Source organism: Geminicoccaceae bacterium (assembly GCA_020638465.1).
In the GTDB taxonomy this organism is placed as follows: Bacteria; Pseudomonadota; Alphaproteobacteria; order Geminicoccales; family Geminicoccaceae; genus JAGREO01.
Map to the genome: position 1 here is coordinate 1,919,888 of JACKIM010000002.1, position 24,220 is coordinate 1,944,107.

26 protein-coding genes are annotated in these 24,220 nt (G+C 64.5%); 14 read left to right on the forward strand and 12 right to left on the reverse strand.

Annotation, left to right across the window (positions count from 1 at the left end; genetic code table 11):
• The first annotated feature begins 4 nt into the window (after positions 1–4).
• A complete protein-coding gene (locus tag H6851_19245; GenBank protein ID MCB9945747.1) occupies positions 5–1,882 on the forward strand; it encodes a dipeptide/oligopeptide/nickel ABC transporter permease/ATP-binding protein in 1,878 nt (625 codons plus the stop codon).
• Positions 1,879–2,844, forward strand: a complete 966-nt coding sequence (locus H6851_19250; protein MCB9945748.1) for an ATP-binding cassette domain-containing protein — start codon at positions 1,879–1,881, stop codon at positions 2,842–2,844. The genes H6851_19245 and H6851_19250 overlap by 4 nt, the downstream gene beginning before the upstream one ends.
• A 53-nt stretch (positions 2,845–2,897) precedes the next feature.
• Here the strand turns inward: H6851_19250 and H6851_19255 are convergent, their stop codons facing one another.
• A complete protein-coding gene (locus H6851_19255) occupies positions 2,898–3,404 on the reverse strand; it encodes a damage-inducible protein DinB (GenBank protein ID MCB9945749.1) in 507 nt (168 codons plus the stop codon).
• Between the two features lie 140 nt (positions 3,405–3,544).
• Between H6851_19255 and H6851_19260 the strand changes: the two genes are divergently transcribed.
• The gene (locus H6851_19260; protein MCB9945750.1) at positions 3,545–4,225 is read left to right on the forward strand and encodes an SDR family oxidoreductase; all 681 of its coding nucleotides are present in this window, start codon (positions 3,545–3,547) and stop codon (positions 4,223–4,225) included.
• A 122-nt stretch (positions 4,226–4,347) separates the two neighbouring features.
• Here the strand turns inward: H6851_19260 and H6851_19265 are convergent, their stop codons facing one another.
• Positions 4,348–5,031, reverse strand: coding sequence for a hypothetical protein (locus H6851_19265; protein ID MCB9945751.1), 684 nt, complete (start codon positions 5,029–5,031; stop codon positions 4,348–4,350).
• A 344-nt stretch (positions 5,032–5,375) separates the two neighbouring features.
• Between H6851_19265 and H6851_19270 the strand changes: the two genes are divergently transcribed.
• Positions 5,376–6,152: a hypothetical protein gene (locus tag H6851_19270; protein ID MCB9945752.1), complete on the forward strand. Its 777-nt coding sequence runs from the start codon at positions 5,376–5,378 to the stop codon at positions 6,150–6,152.
• A gap of 80 nt (positions 6,153–6,232) precedes the next feature.
• Here H6851_19270 and H6851_19275 read toward each other — a convergent pair whose 3' ends face one another.
• Both H6851_19275 and H6851_19280 read right to left on the reverse strand, forming a co-directional pair.
• Positions 6,233–7,036, reverse strand: a complete 804-nt coding sequence (locus H6851_19275) for a DUF3108 domain-containing protein (GenBank protein MCB9945753.1) — start codon at positions 7,034–7,036, stop codon at positions 6,233–6,235.
• Between the two features lie 37 nt (positions 7,037–7,073).
• Entirely contained in the window at positions 7,074–7,847 is a 774-nt protein-coding gene (locus H6851_19280; GenBank protein ID MCB9945754.1) for a GNAT family N-acetyltransferase, read from the reverse strand.
• Between the two features lie 60 nt (positions 7,848–7,907).
• Here H6851_19280 and H6851_19285 point away from each other — a divergent pair, with 60 nt between their 5' ends.
• Together H6851_19285 and H6851_19290 are read left to right on the forward strand one after the other, a co-directional pair.
• Entirely contained in the window at positions 7,908–9,143 is a 1,236-nt protein-coding gene (locus H6851_19285; protein ID MCB9945755.1) for a flavin reductase, read from the forward strand.
• On the forward strand, positions 9,140–9,556 hold the full coding sequence (locus H6851_19290; protein ID MCB9945756.1) for a RidA family protein: 417 nt from the start codon (positions 9,140–9,142) through the stop codon (positions 9,554–9,556). Before H6851_19285 ends, H6851_19290 begins: the two co-directional genes overlap by 4 nt.
• A gap of 74 nt (positions 9,557–9,630) precedes the next feature.
• Here H6851_19290 and H6851_19295 read toward each other — a convergent pair whose 3' ends face one another.
• The 4 genes from H6851_19295 to H6851_19310 all read right to left on the reverse strand — a co-directional run bounded on the left by H6851_19295 (position 9,631) and on the right by H6851_19310 (position 13,741).
• A complete protein-coding gene (locus H6851_19295) occupies positions 9,631–10,005 on the reverse strand; it encodes a hypothetical protein (GenBank protein ID MCB9945757.1) in 375 nt (124 codons plus the stop codon).
• Positions 10,006–10,677: 672 nt separating this feature from the next.
• Positions 10,678–11,208 carry a GNAT family N-acetyltransferase gene (locus H6851_19300; protein MCB9945758.1) on the reverse strand — a complete coding sequence of 177 codons (531 nt, stop codon included), beginning with the start codon at positions 11,206–11,208 and terminating at the stop codon, positions 10,678–10,680.
• Between the two features lie 32 nt (positions 11,209–11,240).
• Complete coding sequence (locus tag H6851_19305) at positions 11,241–12,416, reverse strand: Gfo/Idh/MocA family oxidoreductase (GenBank protein ID MCB9945759.1); 1,176 nt, start codon at positions 12,414–12,416, stop codon at positions 11,241–11,243.
• Between the two features lie 44 nt (positions 12,417–12,460).
• On the reverse strand, positions 12,461–13,741 hold the full coding sequence (locus tag H6851_19310) for an acetylornithine deacetylase/succinyl-diaminopimelate desuccinylase family protein (GenBank protein ID MCB9945760.1): 1,281 nt from the start codon (positions 13,739–13,741) through the stop codon (positions 12,461–12,463).
• 55 nt (positions 13,742–13,796) lie between these two features.
• On the opposite strand from H6851_19310, the gene H6851_19315 reads away from it, so the two are divergent.
• Positions 13,797–14,558, forward strand: a complete 762-nt coding sequence (locus H6851_19315) for a fumarylacetoacetate hydrolase family protein (GenBank protein MCB9945761.1) — start codon at positions 13,797–13,799, stop codon at positions 14,556–14,558.
• Positions 14,559–14,579: 21 nt separating this feature from the next.
• Here H6851_19315 and H6851_19320 read toward each other — a convergent pair whose 3' ends face one another.
• Complete coding sequence (locus H6851_19320; protein MCB9945762.1) at positions 14,580–15,323, reverse strand: NRDE family protein; 744 nt, start codon at positions 15,321–15,323, stop codon at positions 14,580–14,582.
• Between the two features lie 103 nt (positions 15,324–15,426).
• On the opposite strand from H6851_19320, the gene H6851_19325 reads away from it, so the two are divergent.
• From H6851_19325 to H6851_19355, 7 genes are all read left to right on the forward strand, one after another.
• Positions 15,427–15,747, forward strand: coding sequence for a DUF1476 domain-containing protein (locus H6851_19325; GenBank protein ID MCB9945763.1), 321 nt, complete (start codon positions 15,427–15,429; stop codon positions 15,745–15,747).
• A 77-nt stretch (positions 15,748–15,824) separates the two neighbouring features.
• Positions 15,825–15,974 carry a DUF1674 domain-containing protein gene (locus H6851_19330; GenBank protein MCB9945764.1) on the forward strand — a complete coding sequence of 50 codons (150 nt, stop codon included), beginning with the start codon at positions 15,825–15,827 and terminating at the stop codon, positions 15,972–15,974.
• On the forward strand, positions 15,952–16,878 hold the full coding sequence (locus H6851_19335) for a DMT family transporter (protein MCB9945765.1): 927 nt from the start codon (positions 15,952–15,954) through the stop codon (positions 16,876–16,878). Before H6851_19330 ends, H6851_19335 begins: the two co-directional genes overlap by 23 nt.
• A 75-nt stretch (positions 16,879–16,953) precedes the next feature.
• A complete protein-coding gene (gene recA / locus H6851_19340) occupies positions 16,954–18,036 on the forward strand; it encodes a recombinase RecA (GenBank protein ID MCB9945766.1) in 1,083 nt (360 codons plus the stop codon).
• Between the two features lie 6 nt (positions 18,037–18,042).
• Positions 18,043–19,164: a 3,4-dihydroxy-2-butanone-4-phosphate synthase gene (ribB, locus tag H6851_19345; protein ID MCB9945767.1), complete on the forward strand. Its 1,122-nt coding sequence runs from the start codon at positions 18,043–18,045 to the stop codon at positions 19,162–19,164.
• Positions 19,165–19,208: 44 nt separating this feature from the next.
• Positions 19,209–20,180 (forward strand): methylmalonyl Co-A mutase-associated GTPase MeaB, encoded by a 972-nt coding sequence (gene meaB, locus H6851_19350; protein ID MCB9945768.1) that lies wholly within the window; start codon positions 19,209–19,211, stop codon positions 20,178–20,180.
• Positions 20,181–20,449: 269 nt separating this feature from the next.
• The gene (locus H6851_19355; GenBank protein ID MCB9945769.1) at positions 20,450–21,457 is read left to right on the forward strand and encodes an NAD-dependent epimerase/dehydratase family protein; all 1,008 of its coding nucleotides are present in this window, start codon (positions 20,450–20,452) and stop codon (positions 21,455–21,457) included.
• A gap of 39 nt (positions 21,458–21,496) precedes the next feature.
• Here H6851_19355 and H6851_19360 read toward each other — a convergent pair whose 3' ends face one another.
• From H6851_19360 to H6851_19370, 3 genes are all read right to left on the reverse strand, one after another.
• Complete coding sequence (locus H6851_19360; protein ID MCB9945770.1) at positions 21,497–22,483, reverse strand: D-2-hydroxyacid dehydrogenase family protein; 987 nt, start codon at positions 22,481–22,483, stop codon at positions 21,497–21,499.
• Between the two features lie 40 nt (positions 22,484–22,523).
• Positions 22,524–23,393 (reverse strand): NAD(P)-dependent oxidoreductase, encoded by an 870-nt coding sequence (locus H6851_19365; protein ID MCB9945771.1) that lies wholly within the window; start codon positions 23,391–23,393, stop codon positions 22,524–22,526.
• A 153-nt stretch (positions 23,394–23,546) separates the two neighbouring features.
• Entirely contained in the window at positions 23,547–24,203 is a 657-nt protein-coding gene (locus tag H6851_19370; GenBank protein ID MCB9945772.1) for a dienelactone hydrolase family protein, read from the reverse strand.
• Between the last annotated feature and the right edge of the window lie 17 nt (positions 24,204–24,220).

Here is a 24,220-nt window from a genome sequence, read left to right on the forward strand (position 1 = left end):
GGCCATGACGGACCGCCGCAAGCTCGCCCTGCTGCTGCCCGGCCTGAGCCTTCTGGCGCTGCTCGTGCTGGCCTATGGCGCTCCCTGGATAGCACCGCACGACCCCATCGCCATGGATGTCGCCGGGCGGCTCAAGCCCCCTTCGGCCGACCACTGGCTCGGGCAGGACGAATATGGCCGGGACATCCTGAGCCGGTTGCTGTACGGCGCGCGGGTGTCCCTGAGCGTGGCGATCATCGCCTCGCTGGCCGCCATGGTCATCGGCGTCACCCTCGGGCTCGTCGGTGGCTATTTCCGCGGTCTGGCCGAGATATTCACGCTTCGCCTGGTGGACATCGTCCTGTCCTTCCCGCCGATCCTGCTGGCGCTGCTCATCGTCACCCTGTTCGGTCCCGGTGCCGTGACCCTGACCGCCTGCCTTTCCGTCCTGCTGGCCCCCGGCTTCGCCCGGGTCACCTATGGCGAGGTGCTGTCGATCAGCCAGCTCGACTATGTCGAGGCCGTGCGGGCACTCGGTGCGGGTTCACCGCGCATCGTCCTCAAGACGGTGCTGCCCAACGTCGCCGGCCCGATCCTCGTCCAGCTGTCCCTGACGGTCGCCTCCGCCATCCTCATCGAATCCGGCCTGTCCTTCCTCGGGCTGGGCGTCATCCCGCCCGACCCGTCCTGGGGCCTCATGATCCGCGGTGCGCGCGGCTACATGAATTATTCGGCCATGGGACTGATCTGGCCGTGCCTGGCGCTGATCGTCACCGTCCTCATCTTCAACGCCATGTGCGACGCCATGCGCGACCTGTTCGACCCGCGGGCCCGACCGGTCGATTCGGCGGCAGTGGCCGCAGCCCTGCCCGACCGGACCGCTCTCGCGGACCATGCCGATGAAACGCGTGCGGACAATATTCTCGAAGTGAAGGATCTCGCCACTCACATCATGACCGAACGTGGCGTGGTCAAGGCCGTCGATGGCGTGAGCTTCAGCCTCGTACCGGGCGAGACCCTGGCAGTCGTCGGCGAAAGCGGTTCCGGCAAGTCGATGACCGGCCTGTCGATCATGGGCCTGCTGCCCGAGCCCGCCGGCTATATCGCCCGCGGCAGCATCCGCCTGCGCCGGCGCGACGGGTCCGCCCTGCACGTCGAGACCGCATCGGACGAGGAGTTGCGTTCGATCCGCGGCGACGACGTGGCGATGATCTTCCAGGAGCCGATGACCGCCCTCAATCCGGTCTACCGCATCGGCGACCAGATCACCGAGGCCATCCGCCAGCACCGCGACATCACGAGGAAGGAGGCGCGCCGGCTGGCCGTCAACGCCCTCGACAAGGTCGGCATTCCCGATCCGGCAACCCGCATCGACGCCTTCCCCCACGAGCTTTCCGGCGGAATGCGCCAGCGGGCGATGATCGCCATGGCGCTGGCGCTCGAACCCGCCCTGCTCATCGCCGACGAACCGACGACAGCGCTCGACGTCACCATTCAGGCACAGATCCTCGAACTGCTGAAATCGCTGCAACGCACCAGCGATCCACCATTGGCGATGATCTTCATTACCCATAATCTGGGCGTTGTGGCGGAACTCGCCGACCGGGTGATGGTCGTCTATGCCGGCGATGTCGTCGAGGAGGGACCGATGCGCGAGGTCTTCGACCATCCACGCCACCCCTATACCCGCGGCCTGCTCGACAGCGTGCCCCGCCCCGGATCGCGCGAGCGGCTGCGGGCCATTGCGGGCGTCGTGCCGAGCCCGTTCGACCGGCCCGCCGGTTGCCACTTCGCCCCCCGTTGCGCCCTCGCCCGGGACCTCTGCCGCAGGGATGCGCCGCAACTGGTCGAGACCGCTCCCGGACACCGTTCGCGCTGTCACTTCTGGCAGGAGGTGACATGAATCCGCCGCTCCTGCGGGTCGAGGGCCTGCAAAAGCACTTCGCACTCCGCGCCGGTCCGCTCGGTCTCGGAAGACGCACGCTCAAGGCCGTGGAAAACGTCGGTTTCAGCCTTGAAAAGGGTGAGGTTCTCGGTCTCGTCGGCGAGAGCGGCTCGGGCAAGAGCACTCTCGGCCGCACCATATTGCGCCTGCACGAACCCACGGCCGGGCGCATCGAACTGGCAGGCGAGGATATCACCGAAACGGCAGGCGAAGACCTGCGCAAGTTGCGCCGGCGCATGCAGATCATCTTCCAGGACCCGTATGCCTCGCTCGATCCGCGCAAGCGCGTGCGCGACATCCTCGCTGAAGCCCGCATCATCCACGGCCTGCCCGCCGACCGCGGCACCATCCTCGAACTGCTGGAGAAGGTGGGACTGGGTCGCGAACATCTCGACCGCTACCCGCACGAGTTCTCCGGCGGCCAGCGCCAGCGCATCGGCATCGCCCGCGCCCTTGCCGTCGGCCCCGAGCTGATCGTCGCCGACGAGCCCGTTTCCGCCCTCGACGTCTCGATCCAGGCCCAGATCGTCAACCTGCTCTGCGACCTCCAGCGCGACCTTGACCTCACCATGCTCTTCATCGGCCACGATCTTTCCGTGATCGAGCATGTCTCCAACCGTGTCATGGTACTCTATCTGGGCCGGGTCATGGAACTGGCTCCGGCCGAGACCCTCATGCGCCGCCCACGCCATCCCTATACCGAGGCCCTGCTGTCCGCAGCACCAACCATCGACCCGGCTTCCCGGCGCGAGCGCATCATCCTCAAGGGCGATCAGCCGAGCCCGGCCAATCCGCCCTCCGGCTGCGTCTTCCGCACCCGCTGCGCCTACGCACGGCCGGAATGCGCCGGCACCGTGCCGCCGCTGACCGAAACCGAACCCGGCCACTTCAGGGCCTGCATCCGCGACGACGTCCCCTGACCTTCGTCCATCGGATCGCCATGCCCGAGACGACGATCCCGTCCGGCACCATCTCACCCCATCCCCGGCATGAACGGCAGGTCGGTCGGCTCGGGCCTCGTGCCGGCCGCCGTCAGCATGGCGTGGGCCTGGCCGCGATGGTGGGTCTGGTGGTTGAAGAAATGCACGACGAGCAGCGAGACCGGGCGGCTGACCTCGCGGCCCAGCGCTCCGGAAAACCAGGTAAGCTCCCCCACCAGATCATTGTCGCCGACGGAACTCGCCCATGAGGTGATGTCGGCATCGGTGACCCGCCGCTCCAGCTTGTAGGTTGGCCAGTCGGGAGCCAGGTGGACCGACCCCTGAATTCCCGATTCGGGAGCCGGCAGATCGGTGAATCGCGACAGCCAGGTCCGGTCGCCCCACAACAGGTGGTTGAGCGTCGCCTGAATGGATCCGAAGAACGCGCCCCGGTCCTGAAGGCGGGCCTCGTCGTCCAGCCTGCCCGCGGCGGCAATCAGGCTCTCGTTCTGCCATACCGAATAACGGGCCATCACCCGCACATAACCGGCATCGATCATCCCACACCTCCACCCGTCCCTTTACAAGGAGAATTCCAGCACAACTCCCCCCTTGCCGCCAGTCCGTACGCGGCGCATCGTACCGCCGTTTCAAGGGGGAACGGGTTCAACAGAGATCGGGCCATCGGAGGATCGCGAACATGACCGGCACAAGCAGGACCGCAGTCGTAACCGGAGGCGGCAAGGGCATTGGCCTCGCCATTGCCGAACGCCTGAGGGCCGACGGCGTCCACGTGCAAAGCTGGGACATCGACGGGCATCCCTCCATCGACGTGTGCGACAGCGCACAACTGGAGCGCGCGGCCGCCTCGATGGAACGCATCGACATCCTCGTGTGCAATGCCGGCATCGCCGGACCCACGGGGCCGCTCGACACCTACCCGATCGACACCTTCCGCCAGATCGTCGACATCGACCTCGTGGGTGTATTCCTCACCTGCCGTGCGGTCGTGCCGCTGATGCGCCGTCAGGGATATGGCCGGATCGTCAACATCGCCTCGCTGGCCGGCAAGGAAGGCACTCCCAATGCCGCCGCCTACAGTGCCGCCAAGGCCGGCGTGATCGCGCTGACCAAGTCGCTGGGCAAGGAGCTTGCGGGAACCGGTATCCTCGTCAATGCCGTCGCACCGGCCGCGGTCGCGACCGACCTGCTTGCCCAGATGAGCGAGGAACATGTCGCCACGATGATTGCCAAGTCGCCGCTCGGGCGGCTGGGCACGGTCGAGGAGGTTGCCGAAATCACCGCATGGCTCGCCAGCGACCGCTGCACCTTCAACACCGCATCGGTCTTCGACCTGTCGGGCGGCCGTGCCACGTACTGACGGGAAAGGAAGGAAGGTCCGGGACAAGGGGACCGGTTCCGGCGAGGCAGGAACGGACCTCGGGTCCGCCCCTGCCCACGGCACCGGACATGTCCGGTCAGGGCATCCCGGACGCCCTCAAGTCACGGAAGCACATTCGTGCAGCTCGCATTGACGATGCCCTTGACATCGATGCGCGAGCTGTTCCCCGCCCCATCGTTCGCGATGATGGGATACTTGAAAATCCACGTACCGCCTCCGCTGATGGAAATGCTGTCCGTTGCCTGGAATGACCCGATGATCGTACCGAGTGGATCCTCGATATTGCTTGTCAGGTTGATTTCGAACTCGCTGGAAAATCCGCAACCGTCTTCGATTGCGCCCCGGTAAATCATGGTATGATATTCCAGGTTCCAGCATCGGCCTGGCGGCGGCACTACATAGTAGACGAAATCATCCGGGTATTGATGCGTTGCCTGCGCCCCTTTCGTGAACCAGCTTATGAAGGCAAGGGGTCCGCTTGCCCCGATGCCTTGTCCGCTGAGAGCGGTATTGCATATCCGCTGGACGATCATGGTTACCGAGCGATGGGGAACCGGTGGTCCGGGGGGGAGAATATCAAGGACGAGGTTCTGGCCAACACCATTGGCCGACAGGGCATCGGTTTGCTGAATATCCTGTCTGGCCTGCGGCAGGTTCTCCGGCAACTTCATGTCGGGGCAAGCCAGACGAAGAAGAGCGGAATTCAGGTCGGAAACAGATTGCGAAAATAATTCGAGATTTCCCTGTTCCAGCCCCAGCGAAGCCCTTTCGGATTTATCACTCATTTTGAGTCTGCCTTTCATTACAATTCGAATTATCAGAATTTATCCAGACACAAGATCATCATCTTTTTTTTACGAAGACCATGATGTTCAGAATTTCATCAAGAATAAGAATAAAGACTCGATCTTATGCAACTTACGGTTCTAATGACTTTATTTCAAAGTCCAGATGAATTTATCTTAGTTTTTCTTGCAAGAACATCCCCCGAATGGGATAGTTTTGATTTTTTTATTGCCGAAAATAATCATGAAAGGTGCCGATAGAAGGACAGTCTAGGCTCCTGTCATGGATTTCTATGAAAATATTCCTTGACTCTCACACTGCCCTTGTATCATAACCTCCCCCCATGTCCCATACCCCCGCCACACCCCCCATATTGCCGCGCAAACTCGCCGGCCGGGTCTTTCGCTGGGGCGCGCCTCGTTTCCTGAAGGTGTGCTGGCTGGTGGCGACCGGGCGGCGCGGGGTGCTGGCGGGGTCGACGGTCCGGCTTGATATGGCGGAGGTCGACGGGCTGGAACATCTGCCGCATGTGGCGGGTGTCCTGTCGGCGATGCGGGCGGGACTATCCCCACATGGTGGTCATGGCCTCCGGGCGATCCTCCACCGCCTGCTGCTGTTCCACTCCCGCGACTGGTTCCGCCAGTTGCAGGACAACTCCCTGGCGCAATCCGTCGCATCGGCGGATGGTGCCGAAAGGGCATGGCTGGATCGTGCCGGACGCAGGGGAATGGGGAATGTCATCACCTCGCTGCTGAAGTCGGTGGCCAGAGGGATCGACGTGCCGGATGTCTGCCCGGTGCCATGGTCGCTCACGAAGGACACTCCCGGAGCGGCGAAACCCGCAAGGGTGAGGAAATCCCGCAGCGAGGAGGAAAGGCTCCGCGCCAGGGGACGGTCCCGCCTGCTCAAAAGTCTCCACGAGCATATCCTCGACGCGATGATGACGACCCCGCAGTCGGGTGCGTTTGCCATCTTCGCGCCGGACGAGCTGCGCCTGATCCGCGCGCTCCCGCCCGGCGATTTCCCCGACCTGCCGCCGCCGCCCGTGCCGGCGAGGCGACCGCTACCGGTCTGCAAACCCCACCCCGTATTCGGAAAATCGCTCTCCGGCATCCCCTGACGCCTTCGTGTGAGTCTATTCTACAGTGGAATTGGTGGGGTTGGAGGAGGCGCCCCTTTTCGACCTTCCTTAACAGCGTGTTAACGGACCGTCATCTCGACGAGCCGCGTGACGACGGTGCCCCAGCGGGTCTCGGCCTGGATGATGGCCGGAATGGCGTAGCCGGGGATGAGATTGTCGACGAGCCGGGCCGTGACGGTCCGTTCCCTGCCAGTCCTTTCATCCTCCTCGTCATCGTCGTCATCATCCTTGCGGGCGCCGGCCAGGAGTTCGCCGCCGATCCGGCAGGCAAGGGCCGGTTGCTGCGGGGTTTCGGGGATCGGCGACACCGGCTCGCGTTCGACGCCGCAGTCGATGTCCAGCTGCAGGACGCGCTTGCCGTCGAAGGTGTCGCCCTGCAGGTTGACGCCCGGACCGAGGCGGGCGAGCGCATCGATGGCAAAGGCGAGCGGGTCGGGACCGTGCTGCAGCTCCGGTGGAACCGGTTCGTGCTCGGCGGCGATTTCCGCGGATATCTCGCCTTGCAGGATCCGGCCGGCGGCATCGAAGGTCAGCGACCAGTCCTGTTCCTGGTCGTTGAAGGCACGGCTGGCCGCGAACCGGGTCGTGACCGGGCGTCCCGCTTCGAGGCCGGTGGTGCTGGTGATCGTCGAGCGGTAGGTGAAGAACCAGTCCAGCGCGCCGGCGGTCCGGCTGTCGAGGCGCAAGGCCCGACCACTGGCGTCAGTTTTCACGTTGACGAGGATTTCGCCAACCGTGAGGCCGGTCCATCGGACCTCGTAGCGGGCGGTGGCATCGACCGGCTCCGGTGGCGGAGGCCCGTCGGCGGCGATCGCGGTCGTTGCCCGGACGGCAACCAGTATGGCCGTGACGGCGCGGAGCATCGGCGGTCCCTTCCTCGTCGTTCCGTGCGGCTGCGGGTCAGGCCCTGCCTTCGCCGAGCTGGCGGTAGTGATAGCCGTAAATGCGTTCGAAGCCGAGTGAACCGTAGAGGTTGATGGCGGGCTGGTTGTCGTCCTCGACCTGGAGGTAGAAGCGGCGCGCACCCATGCCATGCGCCCAGATGCCGAGCCGAGCCATCAGCGCGCGGGCCAGCCCCCGGCGGCGGAAGGCCGGGTCGGTGCGGACGCTGAAGATGCCGGCCAGTTCGCCATCGGCCACGCACAGGCCGCCGGCGCGGGCGATACCGTCCAGCGTGATGACGGCGAAGGTCAGCGGCCGGCGGATCCGGGCGAAGACGGCCGCGCGGTCCCCGCGGACCCGGGCGGACCAGAGCGGGTCGCAGATGATGTTCATCACCAGGGCCGTGGCCCGCCCTTCGAGCAGCACATCTCCGCCGCGGATATCGGCGCTTGCGGCGTCGGCGGATATCGGCGCCGTCATGACGCCGGTGGGGGTGATGGCAGCGTAGCCATGTCCGGCGAGCCTGTCGTCGAGGTCTCCCGGCTCGACATGGCTCGCCAGATGGAAACAGGGCGGAATGGAACGTGCACGATACCATGCCTCGACATGGTCGATGGCGGCGTCGAGCCCCCTGCCCCGCGGATCGTCGAAATACAGGGTCGAGACGGAGTTGAGCCGGCGCGAGCGCCCGCCGCCGGCACGCATGAGCCACCCGCGGTGCGGGGCGGTCTCGACCGGTGGCCAGGCCAGCATGGCGGCCTTCTCGATGGTCTTGAGTTCGTCCGGGTTCATGTCTGTCTCGAATTCCACGAAAGTCGGCTGGCAGGTTTCGCGCACGTCATGACCTTGGTGATGCCCGCCGGCGCAGTTCCTGCTAGCAAGGAGTGGGGGCGGTGGCGAGGATCATGGAAGGCGATGGCTGAAAAGGATGCAAGGCGGCGTTTCATCGACGGCATGAGCAATGCGGCTGCATCGGTGAGCGTGGTGACGACGGATGGCCCGGCTGGACGCGTCGGCGTCACGGTGTCCGCCATGTCGTCGGTATCCGCCGATTCGCCGAAGCCGTCCCTGCTGATCTGCGTGCACGAGGCCAGCCGGGCATCGACGGCGATCATCAGGAACCGCCGGTTCTGCGTCAACCTGCTGCGGGACGACCAGTCCTACATCTCGGACGTCTTCGCCGGACGACTCGCGACCCGTGACGGCGACAAGTTCTCGGCCGCCGAATGGATCAACGGAGTCAACGGTACCCCGCGCGTGGCCGACGGCCTCGTCGCCTTTCATTGCGAGCTCGACCAGCACATGCAGGTGGGTACGCATCATGTCTTCTTCGGAGCCGTGGAGGAAACGGTGGTGGCCAGTGCCGGCCTGGCGCTGATCTATGCCAACCGCGCCTATGGCTCGCCGGCGCGGCTGCTCGCGGAGCACCTGTCGAGCGAGAATGAGGACGAGGGCACGTCACTGCGTCTCGGCTGTTTCCAGACATTCGGCCCGGCGCTGCTGCCCCCCCTCCTTGCCAAAATGCAAAAAAACCATCCTGGCATTAATCTCTCTTTGGTAGAAGGTGACCAACGTAGACTTATGGACAGCCTGCGCGCCGGCGAAATCGAGCTGGCGATGCTCTACGATTTCGACCTCGACGACGAGTTCCACGTCGAACCGCTGCAGGATCTGAAGGTCTACGCCCTCATGGCCGGAAGCGACCGCCTCGCCAAAAGGGACGCTGTCCGGCTGGCCGACCTGGCCAGACGCCCGCTGGTCCTGCTGGATGTCCCCTTGAGCCGCGACTACTTCCTGTCCCTGTTCCGCGACGCCGGGCTGAAGGTCGAGATCGCGTATCGCAGCTCGTCCATCGAGATGGTTCGCGGGCTGGTGGGGCATGGCCTCGGTTTCAGCCTGCTCGCCACCCGCCCCTCGTGCAACCTGACCCATGACGGCCGGGCACTGGCATGCCGGCCCGTCGCCGACGACACGCGGCCGAGCCGGCTGGTGCTGGCACGGATGCGCGGACGCGCGCTCAGCCCGGGTGCAGACATTTTTCGCAACATTTGCCGCGAAAACCTCGCGAAATTGCAGGAACCGCCATGATCCACAAGCGCATCCGGACATTCAACACACGCGACACCTATCCCGAACAGAAGCTGGACAACGACCTATGCCAGACCGTAGTCGCCCGTGGCACCATGGTGTTCGTCCGCGGCCAGGTCGGGCAGGACCTCGACACAGCGCAAAGCGTGTGCATCGGCGACGCCGCGGGACAGGCCGAACAGGCGATGCGCAACATCGCCACATTACTGGATGAGGCCGGTTCTCACATGAATCATGTGTGCAAGATCACGATCTACATCACCGACCCGCGTTATCGCGAGGATGTCTATCGCACCGTCGGCCGGCACCTGAAGGGCGTCTTCCCGGTCTCCACCGGGATCGTGGTCAGCGGACTGGCCCGGCCCGAATGGCTGGTCGAGGTGGACGCGATCGCCGTCATTCCCGACTGTTAGATCCGGAGCCCTAGTTCCTTGTTCTTGCATCAATTTATCCAGACAGATCAGTATGATCTGTCTGGATCGATGCCCTAGCGCGGCCGGGGCGTGTCGGAGGTATCGGGATCACCCAGCCGTACATGATGGGCCAGCAACTCATCGCCGAATGCCTCCATCTCCAGAGCGATGCGCTCCATCATCCTTGCCCAGTTGTGGATGAAGATCTCCAGCTCGCCCTTGCCCGGATTGAGCGAACGCATGTAGGCAGCAAGGCTGCGCAGGCGCTCGCGCTCGGCCCTGAACGGCACCGTGCCGACGGGACCGTGGTTCTGGTTGTGGAAATGCGGACCGGAGGGAGACGGGAAGCGAAAGCAGCCCGGCAGGCCATGAATGACCTTCGAGACATCCCCGGTACCGACGGCCGAAGACGTATCGTGCTGCGTCCAGGATTTCTTGTCGCTTGTCATCGTTCCACCAACGAGTTGTCGCCGGGCCGGTCACCGGATGGCACGGGCCCGCCTGAAGGGATCAGACCGGCCGAACGTCACGCCGGAAACCGATGCGGGTGGCCCGTGGCACCACGTCCACCCCTCGCAAAGCGACACTTCGATCCCGGCAGGACTCCATTCGACCGACGATACTGGCAGACCTGCCCGCTCCGCGACCGGATTCGCCATAGCAAAGACCGGAAAAAAGCGGCCGGCGGATAAGCATTTCTACCAATAGAGAACCTGCTCATTGTGCAAAAAATTCATCCATCTTGCAAAGCCCAAAGAACATTTCCTTACATTTATTTGGTGATTTTTTTTCGATTTGAAGATTATTACATGAAGCGACTTCGCGAAGGTTGGGCCATAATTTTTCCTGCCCCGTCACTGCGCGCGTCAAAATGAAGGCGCAATTCCTGCCCTGAAGATTTTTCCCGTATTTTTATCCCTTAACGCTTCCAAAAGGCATTTCGGATGATATCGGGGAGAGAAAAGGTGTGTGAAGGGCGTGGATCACCGATCCGGTCTTTCAACCTCGACCCGAAGGACGACATACCACCGCTCGGCAAGAACTCCTGCGGCACCCGGGGGCCACGTCCGTGCAACCGGGCCGGCATCACCGGCATGGGCAGCATGCCCCACCTTGGAAATTCAGTCGGGCCAGTGGTAGGCGACCTCGTTGAGCTTCGTGCCACCAACCTTGATCTCGTTATGGCAGACGGGCTTGCCGCCAAGGCGCTCGTAGAAGGCGCGGGCGGGATTGCTTTCCAGCACCCAGACCAGCGTACCACCCATGCCGCGGCGGGCGAGTTCCATGTGGCAGGCGTCGAACAGGGCGCGTCCGAAACCGCGGCGCTGGTATTCCTTGCGCAGGTAGAGGACGTAGATCTCGCCGGTGGCGATGCTCTGCCGACGGCAGCGGCCGCCGCTGGACACGCCGACGACCTGCCCCTCCACCTCGGCGACGAAGGCCCAGCCGCGTGCGGCGAAGGTACGCCGCCAGTGCCGCTCGAAATTGGGGACGGAGAGGCTGTCGAGATAGGACTGGGGCATGAGTCCCCGGTAGGTCTGCCGCCAGCTGTCGACATAGACCTCGGCGATGGCGAGTGCATCCTGGGGTTTCGCCCGCCGGATGACGAGAGTCGAGAAATCGGTTGTTGACGGCAACCAGAGCATCGCCATGCGCCTTTCTCCCTGGGCCGCCATGGCAACGCCTAGAATGCGAGGCGACAATCCACCCAGCACTTTCGGCGGCTGCTCTCGAGGGCGGCCTCAATGAACCTCATGCCACGGGCACCATCAAGCACCGTCGGGAAGTCGAGCGCAAGGGGGTTTGCACTTCTTCCGGTATGTCGCGCCAGAATAGCCTCGGCGGCGTCGGCGTAGAGATTGGCGAAAGCTTCCTGGTAGCCTTCGGGATGACCGATCTCGGTTCGCGTGGCGCGTTCGGCGGACGGATGCAATGCACCGTGGAGGCGACGGGTCACGAGTTCGGGGAAGCCTTCGAGGCGGCGGTGGAGCATGGTGTTGGGCTGCTCCTGCTGCCATTCGAGACCGCCCTTCGCACCGAAGATGCGAAAGCCCAGTCCGTGCTCGCCGCCTGCCGCCGCATTGGTCACCCAGAGCGTGCCGCGCGCGCCGTTCGACCAGCGCAGGAGGATCGCGGCATAGTCATCGGCGGTGCGGCCGGGAACGCTGGCGCCGACATCGGCCATGACGGCATCGAGTTCGAGGCCGCTGACATAGGCACCCAGATGGTGGGCGTGGCTGCCGATGTCGCCCAGGATGAGCGAGGCACCGGCCTTGTCCGCGTCGAATCGCCACGTACTGCCCTTGCCGTCGGCCTCGACCAGCGTGGCGTTGTGCCCCTGGACATAGGTCAGGTGGATCTGGCGGATGTCGCCCAGCTCGCCCGCGCCAACCATCGCCCGCGCCTGCCGGACCAGCGGATATTGCGAGTAGTTGAAGGTGACGACGAAGACGAGACCGGTATCGCGGACCTTGCGGGCGAGCGCCACGGCCTCGGCGGCGGTCAGGGTGAGCGGCTTGTCGCAAATGACGTCGTAGCCCATGTCGAGCGCCCGATCGGCCACGGGATAGTGCAGGTGGTTGGGAGTCATGATCGCGACCGCATCGATGCCGTCATCGCGCGCCCGCTCGCCGTCGAGCAGTGCTCGCCAGTCGCTGTAGGCCCGATCCGCGGCAATGCCGAGATCGGCGGCAGCGGCCTGCGAACGGCCGGGATCCGAGGAGAGGACGCCGGCCACGACCTCGAAGCGGTCGTCGAAGGTGGCTGCCCGGCGATGCACCGGACCGATGAAGGAGCCGGGCCCGCCGCCGACGACCCCCAGCCGCAGGCGGCGTCCAAGTGTCTGGAATACCGGATTCATGGGCGTTTCTCCACAATTCGAGGAATGTTGGCGAAAAGGGATTTTCAACGAATGGCCAGTGGATGCCCCATCAGTTCGAGTGTTGCCAGGGCCATGACCTGTGCCGAATGGACAAGGTCTTCTATGATCACATATTCATCGGGCTGGTGAGCGAGATCGAGGATGCCCGGACCATAGGCGACGCAGTCATGCAGGTGGCCGATGCGGCTGATGTGCTTCTGGTCGTAGGTCCCCGGCGAGCAGATGATCTCCGGCCGACGGTGCAAGATGGCCTCGATGGCCCGAGACACCGCGCGAGGAACGGGCGCATCGCGGTCCGCGAGCACGGGAAGCACGGTCATCAGTTCCTCGATCGCATAGTCGAATCCCGGCCGGCTGCGCCTGAGTTCGTCAAGGATGCCGACCACCTCGCCCCGCACCTCATCGAGGCTCTCCTCCGGCAGGAAGCGGCGGTCGATGGTGAGGCGGCAGCTGTCCGGAACGCAGGGGCTCATCAACCCGTCGTGGTCCTCGCCCATGCCGCCATGGATGGCGTTGATGTTGAGCGTGCTGGCGCGCGCGCCCTCGGGAACGACCGGCATGGCGGTACGGCGCGCCGCCAGCGCGGGCAGCAGCTCGTGTTCGACCCGTTCAAGGAAGGCCCCCATGTGGCGGATGGCGCAATCGCCGAGAAACGGCATGGAGCCGTGGGCGATGCGGCCGTGAGTGGTGATCTCCGCCCACCATACGCCGCGATGGCCGATGCATACCCGATCGACGTTCAACGGTTCGGGAATGATGACATGATCGACGCGCGGTCTGGAAAACAGCCCCTGGCGGGCCATGTAGGCCACGCCGCCGAACCCGCCCGATTCCTCATCGACCGTGCCGGAAATCTCGATGGCGCCGCAAAGCCCGATCCCGCTGTCGACCAGCGCCTCGGCGGCGATCACGGCAGCGGCGATGCCGGCCTTCATGTCGCAGGTGCCGCGCCCGTAGATGCGCCCGTCCGCCACCTCGCCGCCGAACGGGTCACGAGTCCAACCGAGCCCCGCCGTGACCACATCGATATGGCCGTTGAAATGGATGCAGGGACCCGGCCGGCCGGTCTCGAAACGGGCGAGGACATTGGTGCGCGGGTAGCGCTCGCTGTCGCCGGGCGTCCCCTCGCCGCGGATGTAGCGCACCTCGAAGCCCCGCCGCCGCAACCGTTCGCCCAGATGCTCCGCACATTCCATATAGGCCTCGCCCGGCGGGTTGACGGTGGGGAATGCGACGAGGTCACGGGTTAGCCCAATCAGTTCATCCTGCCTGCGACCGATCTGGTCCTTCAACCTGTCAAGCACTACCCTCTCCCCGCGCAGCCCATGCAAGCTGCGTCGTGCGAACAGGGAGGTCAAGGTGGATCAGGTCGGATGGATCGTCGCCAACAGGCTCGAAGGCAGGCGCCTTGCCGCGATCGACGGATTGAGCGAGGATGAGGGCTACGGCCTGCAGCTTGAGGCGAACCGGCAGCTGGCAGGGCATCTCGGGCCGCGTCGCGGCTACAAGATCGGAGCGACGACACGAGCCATGCGCGACCTCCTGCGGGTCGAACAACCGATCGCCGGCGAGGTCTTCGAGCGAACCGTCAACCATTCCGGTGCCCGGATACCGCATGCGTCCTTCGTCGCACCGGGCATCGAGACCGAGATCGCGGTCCGGCTGGGCGACACGATCGCCGCCGCCGGCGCTCCCTACGACCGCCACGGCATCGCCCGCCATGTCGAGGCACTGATGCCGGCCATCGAGATCGTCGACGATCGCTACGAGCAGTTCCGCACCGCCGGAGCAGCCACGTTCGCTGCCGATAACAACTTCAATGCGGGAAGTATACTCGGCAGGGAATTTCGCGAATGGAGGACCCTGCCCCTCGACAAGCTCAGGGCGAGGACCTTCATCGACGGCAGGCGCGTCGCCGAAGCCGTTTCCGACCAGTTGATGGGCCACCCGCTCGATGCCCTGGTATGGCTGGCCAACCGGTATTCCCGACTTGGCCGCGATCTCGATGCCGGAAGTTTCGTCAGCCTGGGAACAATCACCCCCGTTCAATGGGTCCCGTCGCCCTGCACCGCCCGCATCGAGATCGAGCACCTGGGCGAGGTAGAACTGGTCCTGACCTGAAACACGGGAAGGGCCATGCGCTCAGTCCCCGACGGGCTCGTAGGCCGCGCGGTCCGGGGGGCCGTCCGCGAAGAGCCATGCGGGCGGGTCGCCGATGTCGGCCGGAAGGGCCAGCAGGCTGGAGGACACCGTGCCGTAGGCTCCGTCGGTGCGGATGCACATGGCATCCCTCGGGTCGCCGGTCTCCGACGATGTCGAGGACAGCAGCAGCTGCCAGCTTGACCAGTCCCCCTTGCCCGGGTCGGGCGCTTCGGCACTGCGGAACAATGGCAGGTAGCGGCGCACCCGCGCGGAGTCCGTGTCGTTGAGCTCGCCGGCCGTGGCCATTGTCACCCCATTGAGGATGGGTATCGAACTGAGCATTCCATCACCGGCGTGACGGATCCAGAACGCGTCGCGATTGTCGGCGATGATCAGGTTGAAGGGCCGCCAGCCCTCGGGGTCGAGATGCGCCAGTGCGGCGGCGGCGGCTTCGGCATCGGCATAGTCGAGCGCTTCGAGCACCAGTTCGCCGCGGCTGCGCTTGCCGGCCTCCGGACCGAGCGTACCCCGGCGGTTGAGGACGGCAGCCATGACGCCGTAGTCGTTGACACCGAACCACGACCCACCCGCCTCGACGTCGAGCCCCGCACGGATCTCGTCCCGATCCTCCCAGTATCGCCCGGGCGGCCTGGCGGGTCTCGTCGAAAGCTCGTCACGGTTGGCGGCGATGAGGACCGGCCATTGCTCATGGCTGGGTCTGCGAAGCATCACGAGTGTGCACATGAAGAATGTCGCCCGCGGTTTGCGATTGGCCGGATGGCGCTGCGTCTGAAAAGTGCCTATATGACAGGAACGTTTGGATGACCAGTTGACGGAGGATTTCTGCATGGCTCTGGAAGATCGCGGCAAGAGCGAGGAATCGAAATACAAGCACGAGCAGGAAGTGGCCTTCAAGGTCCGCAACCGGCGCAACAAGCTGTTCGGCATGTGGATCGCCGAGACGCATCTGGGCAAGAACGGCGAGGATGCGCTCAATTACGCGAAGGACGTGGTCATGGCCGATTTCGAGCGCCCCGGCGACGACGACGTGTTCGAGAAGGTCCGCGAGGACCTGGATGCGGCCAAGGTGGAGATCAGCGACCACATGCTGCGCAAGCAGATGGAACTGTGCGACAGCCAGGCCCGTGCCCAGGTGATGTCCGAGTGACGCCGGAAACCGCCGGCAAGGCCGGAACCGCGGATGCCTCCGCGGATCGCGGGGATGGCACGCTTCGCCGAAGTCCATTGCATGACGGCGCGATTGCAGGAGGGGACAAGGCCGGCAAGGCGCCGGCGAAGGTGATACAGCCCGATGGCGAGAATGGCGGACCGGACGGACCGGAGCCCACCCGTTTCGGTGATTGGGAAAAAGGTGGCCGTTGCTTCGACTTCTGAGGCAGTAGCGCCGGTCCCCCGTCTCGCGCTGATCCTGATCGCCGCGATTTCCATCCTCTGGGGCCTGAACTGGCCGGCCATGAAGTTCGTGGTGGGCGAGCTTGACCCCTGGACCTTCCGCATCTTCAGCGTGTTCGGCGCGGGATTCACGCTGCTGCTGATCGCGCGTCTGGGCGGCGAGCGCATGGCGGTGCCGCGCGCGCGGTGGGGCCGGTTCCTCGCCATCACGTTCCTCGCGATCACCTGCTGGCACATGCTCACGGCCTTCGGACTGGGTCATGTCGGAGGCGGGCGGGCGGCCATCGTCGCCTTCACCATGCCGGTCTGGGCCATGATCCTGAGCGTGCTCTTCCTTGGAGAGCGCTTCACCCTGCGCCGCGTGGCCGCGCTTGTCCTCGGCATGAGCGGCATCATCTTCCTGATCGGCTCGGACATCCTCGTGCTCGGGGCCTCGCCGTGGGGTACCCTGCTGATCCTTGCCGCCGCCATGTGCTGGGGTGCGGGCACGGTGGGGGTCAAGGCGTTCGACTGGCAGATCGGCACCAACGCCCTCTCGGGATGGATGCTGGTCACCGGCGGCATCCCGATCCTCGCCTGGTGGCTCGCATTCGTGGCACCGCCCGACCTTTCACGGCTGAGCGGCGCCGGGACACTCGCACTGTGCTATGTGATCTTCGTGGCCCTCGTCTTCTGCTTCACCTCCTATCTGCGCCTGGTCCGGCTGCTGCCGGCGAGCGTTGCGGCGATCAGCACGCTGGTCATCCCGGTGGTCGGAGTGATCAGTTCGGCCTGGCTGCTGGGCGAGGCCGTCGGCATCAACGAAGTCATGGCCCTCGTTCTCGTTCTGTGCTCCCTGGCCCTCGTGCTCCTGCAGCCCCGCCCAGCATCGCCCCGACAGCCGTAAGAGGGCTGGGATTCCGGGGCTGCAGCCGATATAAGCGCCGACAAAGCGCGAACCCCCAGGGATTGAAGTGAGATCATGGCCATTACCACGACTTCCCGCCAGTCTTCCGATGACCGCCAGCGTGCGCTGGATGCTGCCATTGCCCAGATCGAGCGTTCGTTCGGCAAGGGTTCGCTCATGCGCCTGGGACAGAACGAGCAGGCCGTCGAGATCGAGACCATCTCGACCGGTTCGCTCGGCCTCGATATCGGCCTGGGCGTCGGCGGGCTGCCACGCGGCCGCGTCATCGAGATCTACGGTCCGGAAAGCTCGGGCAAGACGACGCTTACCCTGCACATCATCGCCGAAGCCCAGAAGACCGGTGGCGTCTGCGCCTTCATCGACGCCGAGCATGCGCTCGATCCGGGCTATGCCCGCAAGCTGCATGTCAGTCTTGACGACCTGCTGATTTCCCAGCCCGATACCGGTGAACAGGCACTGGAGATCGCCGATACGCTGGTGCGCAGCGGTGCCGTCGACGTGATCGTGATCGACAGCGTGGCAGCCCTGGTACCCAAGGCGGAACTCGAAGGGGAAATGGGCGACAGCCATGTCGGGCTGCAGGCGCGGTTGATGAGCCAGGCGCTCCGCAAGCTCACGGCCTCGATCAACCGCTCCAAGTGCATGGTCCTGTTCACCAACCAGATCCGCTCCAAGATCGGAGTGATGTTCGGCAGTCCGGAAACGACCACCGGCGGCAACGCCCTGAAGTTCTATGCCTCGGTGCGCCTCGACATCCGCCGCATCGGCCAGGTCAAGGACAAGGACGAGACGGTGGGCAACCAGACCCGTGTCAAGGTGGTCAAGAACAAGGTGGCTCCGCCCTTCAGGGTCGTCGAGTTCGACATCATGTATGGCGAGGGTATTTCCAAGACCGGGGAACTTCTCGATCTGGGGGTCAAGGCCGGCATCGTCGACAAGTCCGGCTCGTGGTTTTCGTACGACAGCCAGCGCATCGGGCAGGGCCGCGAGAACGCCAAGAACTTTCTCAGGGAAAACACGGCAATCGCCGACGATATCGAGCGCCGCATCCGCGAACATGCCGGCGTCGGTGGTGGCGGTGGAGGCGGTGGAGGCGGCATCGACCTCCTCGACGAAGAACCGTTCATCGAGGAGTAGGAGCGCATGACAGGTCTTCACAGCATAGACGAGGCCATCGAGGCCATTGGCAGGGGCGAGATGGTCATCGTCGTCGACGATGACGACCGGGAGAACGAGGGCGACCTGATCATGTCCGCCAGCCTCGCCACACCCGAGCAGATGGCCTTCATGATCCGTCATTGCTGTGGCATCGTCTGCGCGCCGATTACCGGGGACTCCGCAAGGCGGCTGCGGCTGGACCCGATGGTGAGCGCGAACGATGCGCCGCTCGGCACGGCATTCACCGTCTCGGTGGATTACCGCTACGGGCTTACCACCGGCATTTCCGCGGATGAACGCGTTTCAACGGTGCGATCGCTTGCCAATGGCAATGCGGGTCCCGAGGATTTCGTTCGCCCCGGGCACATCTTCCCGCTGATTGCCCGCGATGGCGGTGTGCTGGTGCGCTCCGGTCATACCGAGGCCGCCGTCGACCTCACCCGCCTGGCCGGGCTGGAGCCCGCGGCGGTCATCTGCGAGCTGGTCAATGACGATGGCACGGTCAAGCGCCTGCCGGAGCTGACAGAGTTTGCCCGCGAACACGGCCTCAAGATCGTTTCCATTGCCGACCTGATCGAATACCGCCAGCGCCGCGAACACCTTGTCCAGAAGATCAGCGAGGTGCAGACGACCACCATCGGCGGACCGGCCCGTGCCGTCGTCTACCAGACGCCGTTCGACGGCATCCAGCACATGGCCCTCGTTCTCGGCGACATCGGCAGCGGCAAGGACGTGCTGGCCCGCATCCATCGCGAACAGCCGATCAGCGACCTGTTCGGTGGCAGCGGTCGCCGGTCGATGGAACTGGCGATGGACAGGCTGGGCAAGGAAGGACGCGGCGTGTTCGTGCTGCTTCGCGATCCCCTGGCGAGCCAGCCACCACCAAGCACTTCCGGTGGCGGTGACGACGGACATGCGGGTGACGAGGGGCACAGCAGTGCGCAAAAGCGCCTGCGCCAATGGCGCGAGGTCGGCCTTGGAGCCCAGATCCTGCGCGATCTCGGCATCGATTCGATCCGCCTTCTCGCCACCCACCAGCGGCATTACGTGGGCCTGTCCGGCTTCGGCATCGAGATCAGCGAGACCGTGCTTCTGGAAGGCGAATAGGACCGGTTGCGGTGAGCGGCAGGGCGCCATCAACCGCACGTGCGGTGCTGTCGGCAGATGGACTGGTCGAGGCTATCCTCAACGGTGACCGGGCAGCACTGGCCCGTGCGATCACGCTTGTCGAGAGTCGCAGGACCGAACATCAGGACCGGGCGCAGAACCTCCTCGAACGATTGCTGCCCTGCACTGGCAAAAGCCGGCGGATCGGGATCACGGGTGTGCCGGGTGCCGGCAAGAGCACGTTCATCGATGCCTTCGGCACCATGCTGACCAGCCGGGGGCATCGGGTGGCCGTGCTGGCCGTCGATCCGTCGAGCAGCCGCACGGGCGGCTCGATCCTCGGCGACAAGACCCGCATGGAGCGGTTGTCCATCGACGAGCGCAGCTTCATCCGCCCCTCCCCGACCTCGGGCGCCCTCGGCGGTGTCGCGCGCATGACTCGCGAGACAATGCTGCTATGCGAGGCCTCGGGCTTCGATATCATACTTGTGGAGACCGTTGGCGTCGGGCAATCGGAAACCGTTGTGGCCGACATGGTCGACTTCTTCCTTGTCCTGATGCTGCCCGGTGCCGGTGACGAGTTGCAGGGGATCAAGAAGGGAGTCCTGGAACTGGCCGACATGATCGCGGTCAACAAGTGCGATGGCGACGGCCGGTTGCGTGCGGAACAGGCCGCCACCCATTACCGTCGGGCGCTGCATATCATCGAGCCCAAGGGTCCGAACTGGACGGTCCCCGTGCTGACCGTCTCGGCCATTGCCGAAACCGGTCTGGACAAGGTGTGGGAGGAAATCAGCCGCCATCACGAACTGCTCACGGCGAGCGGCGAGATGGAAGCGCTGCGCCGCGACCAGCGATTGCGCTGGATGTGGTCGATGCTCGAAGGGCGCCTGCTCGACCGCCTGCGCCGCGACCGCGACACGCGCGAGGCCATCGAGCGGGCTGAAGGTGCGGTACGCGCCGGCGAACTCCTGCCCACCCGCGCTGTCAACGAGATCCTTGACCGGTTGATGTGACCGACTGAAGAAAATATCCCCGGTCGAGAGAAACGCGCGAAAGTTGCGATGGAGACGATGTGTGCCTATATGCTTGGGAACTAAACGGTTGAGCCGTGAGCGGTGCTCCGACGGCGCTCAAAGCGGCGAGTGGCGGCTCTGCCCGGCCGCTTGTCCGCAACTCGCCTCGAACTGACTGGGCAACGCCTTGACCGTGGGCAAGAGAAAAATTCCTATACCATCGTAGATGTGGCGCAGCAGGCTGGATTGATTCGAAAGTGGACAAAATCATGGGTGGACGCGTTTTCATCACCGGTGCGGCGGGCTTCATCGGGTTCCATCTCGCAAAGCGGATGTTGCGTGACGGATGGGAAGTGATGGGTTTTGACGGCATGACACCGTATTATAGTCCCAGGCTCAAGGAAACGCGCCTCTCAATCCTCCAGGACCGCGCGGGGTTTTCCTTCGAGAAAGGGATGCTTGAGGAACAAGGGCTGTTGTCGGGGCTCGTCAGCAGCTTCCAGCCGGACGTGATCGTGCATCTGGCAGCGCAGGCCGGTGTTCGATATTCGATTGATGCTCCACGCTCCTATGTCACATCGAACTTGATTGGCACGCATGAAGTTCTTGAAGCCGCTCGATCCTGCAAGCCCAGGCACCTCATGATGGCCTCCACGAGCTCAGCGTATGGCGCCAACACCGAAATGCCCTACGCCGAACAACACCGAGCCGTGCATCCAATGAGTTTCTATGCGGCAACGAAAATTGCCAATGAAGCGATGGCCCATTCCTATTCGCACCTGTTCGACATTCCGACGACCATGTTCCGGTTTTTCACGGTCTACGGGACGTGGGGCAGGCCAGACATGGCCTTGTTCAAGTTCACCAAAGCCATTCTCAAGGGGGAGGCAATCGACGTCTACAACCATGGCGATATGCGACGTGACTTCACCTATGTCGAAGATCTCGTCGAGGGTATCGTCCGTCTTTCTGGAAAAGTTCCCGGATCAGAACCTGTCGGACCGATGGACAGCCTTTCGCCGGTTGCACCGTTCCGCGTTGTAAATATAGGCAATGGGTCACCGGTTGCGCTTGCGGAATTCATCGAAGCCATCGAGATCGCGACAGGTAGGAAGGCACTGCGAAACCTGATGCCGATGCAGCCCGGTGATGTACCCGCGACTTGGGCGGACACACGGTTGATAGAGGCTCTCGTGGGAAAGCTGCCTCGCACGGACATAAGAAATGGTGTTCAGGAATTCGTAGACTGGTATCGCGGCTGGAACGAGGGTGTTTAGTTGCGGTTCACATGAAATACGACCTGGAAGCGGCTCCGCTCAGGCCTGCCCGCGTCCCCGCCAGACCTCGGGATTGATCATGTGGATCGGGTCTCCGTCCGCGTAAGCGTTGATCTGGTCGTAGATATCAGCGAACTGGAGATCCAGTTCATCCTCGGTGACATAGCCGATATGCGGCGTGGCGATCACGTTGGGATGACTGGCGACCGGATCGTCCGGATCGGTCAGGGGTTCGGTATCGAACACATCGAGTGCGATGGTGCCGGGCCGTCCCGCTGCAAGGGCAGCCTCCAGGGCGCCCGGTGCCACAAGACCCGAGCGCGAGGTGTTGACGAAGGTCGCTGACGGCTTCATCGCCAGAAGGTCGGTCTCGCGGATGATCCCGCGCGTCTCGGGCTTCATGCGGACATGGACGCTGACGAAGTCGGCATCGGCGAAGAAGGCTTCGCGGGAGCCGGCCACTGTCTCGCCATCCGCCGTGGCCCGCTCGCGGCCGGCCTCGGAAGCCCACCAGATCACGGTCATGCCGAAGGCCCGCGCATAGCCGGCAACCGTGCGGCCGATGCGGCCATAGCCATAGAGGCCCAGCGTGCGACCGCGCAGGGTCTGGCCCACACCTGCCTGCCACGTGCCGGCGCGCAGCGAGTGCATCTGCCGGGGAAACTGCCGCGCCGCCGCCAGGATCAGGCCGAACGTCAGTTCGGCGGCGGCAATCGACGGTGTGTCCGAATGCATGTTGGAGCAAAGCAGCACCTTGTTCCGCGTACATCCGGGAACATCCACATGGGGGTAGACACTCCGTTGGCTGACAAGCCTCAACTGTGGAAGTCGATCAAGCAGCGCCCCGTCAATCGGGGTTCGCTCGCGGAACAGGACCAGCACCTCGGCCGGTGCCAGTCGCTCAACCAGGAGGTCCCGGTCGGTCACGTGGTCGTTCCACACCGTCACCTCGTGTCCCTTCAGGCGCCCGAAGCTCGGCAGGTGCCGAAGCGTGTCGAACCAGTCATCGAGGATGTGCACCTTCATCACCAGACCTCCCACCGTACTTTCATCCCGAATCCGCCGATCAGGCGCCCCCGTCGCCGCGCACGCAGGGCAGCAGTCGCCGTGCCATCGCCGGACCGTCCGTATCGGCCAGATCCGGTGCGGGCAGGCCCTGCCCCGCCAGCCGCCGCTGCCATTCGACGGTGGCCGACGCCATGCCATTGGGAAGGCCGAGATCGGCGAGGGTCCTTGCGACCTCCTCCATCTCGGCGGCACGCCGCGCGCCATGGACCATCATCCGTTCCAGATTGTACGCCGTCTGCGCCGGCCAATCGATCTGCGGATTGCTCTTGCCCAGCGACGCCAGCACCTCGCCGTCCACGCCCGCAGCCACGCAGGCCAGCAGGCATTCGGCGGTGAGGGCCTCCATGCCCTTGATCATCACCGAACGGATCATCTTGATCGACGAGGCAGCCCCCACTGGCCCCTCGACCACCCGCAACGAGGTCGGCAGGGCCTCAAGCACCGGCGCAATCGCCTGCGCATGCGGCCCGCTGAGCAGAAGCGGCGTCATGTTCAGCTTCGGGTGGACGGGCGACATCACCGCTACATCGACATAGCGCCCGCCCCGCGCTTCAATGATCCCGGCCGAGCGCTGCTTGGACGAGGGCGCACAGGAGTTGAGGTCGCACCAAAAGACGCCTTCATCGAGATACGGTGCCGCCGTCTCGGCAGCCCGCACCGCCTGATCAGCGGTCACCGTGCACAGGACGACCTGCGCTCCCGCCACGGCTTCGGCGGCGCTCGAACACCCCTCGATGCCGAGGCCGGCGTAGCGCTCGCGCATCTCCCCGGCAGTGGCCGGATCGTCGCTCTTGATGTCATAGGCCCGGATCCGGGCATCGATTCCCTTTCCCCAGCCCTGAACGAAGGCGCTTCCCGCCTCGCCCATACCGATGAACGTGATGATACGACTCACTGCCGATACTCCCTTCCGCCTGTCCTTCGAGCGCACCCCGGTCAGGCGGAGTGGGCATGCGTTCCATTACATTGACTTGCCGTATTTTCCGATCGCCAGGGCGGCTCCACCTTGACGGGAAAAATTCTAACCGACATGCAGGGCAAGGAATGCCCCGGTGCGCTCGTGGGCGAGTTCGGCCGCCTCGGCGACATAGGCCGGCCGGGCATCGTTGGCAAAGGCATGTCCCGCCTCGTACATGCGGATTTCCATCTCCGGAAGCGCGGATTTCGCCTGCTCCAGCATCTCGACGGGCACGTGCTCGTCACGACTGCCGAAATGCCCGAGCAGCGGCGCCCTGAGCGGCCGATCGAGATATTGCGGCAGCCGGGTCCCGTAGAAGGCCACGGCACCGTCGATGTCGAGGACCTGCGCCGCCCGCAAGGCCAGTCCCCCGCCCCAGCAAAAGCCGATCACGCCCACCTTGCCGCCGTTCGCCGCAAGGGCGCGCACCGCTGCATCGATATCGGCCATCGTCTCGTCGAGCTTGCTCGCCATCATGAGATCGCGGCCGCGCGGGGCCTCGTCGAACGGTATGACCGCCCCCTTCGCGCGCCGGTCGAACAGCGCCGGAATCGCCACCTCGTAACCCTGCCCGGCATAGCGCCGGGCTACCCCCTTGAGCTGGTCGGTAACACCGAAGATCTCCTGAAGCAGGACGATTCCGCCCCGACGCCTGCCCTGCGCCGGTTCGATCCAGCAATCCAGACGGTGGCCATCGCCGGCCGTGAGTTCAGTCATCATAGGGAGCCATCCCCCGA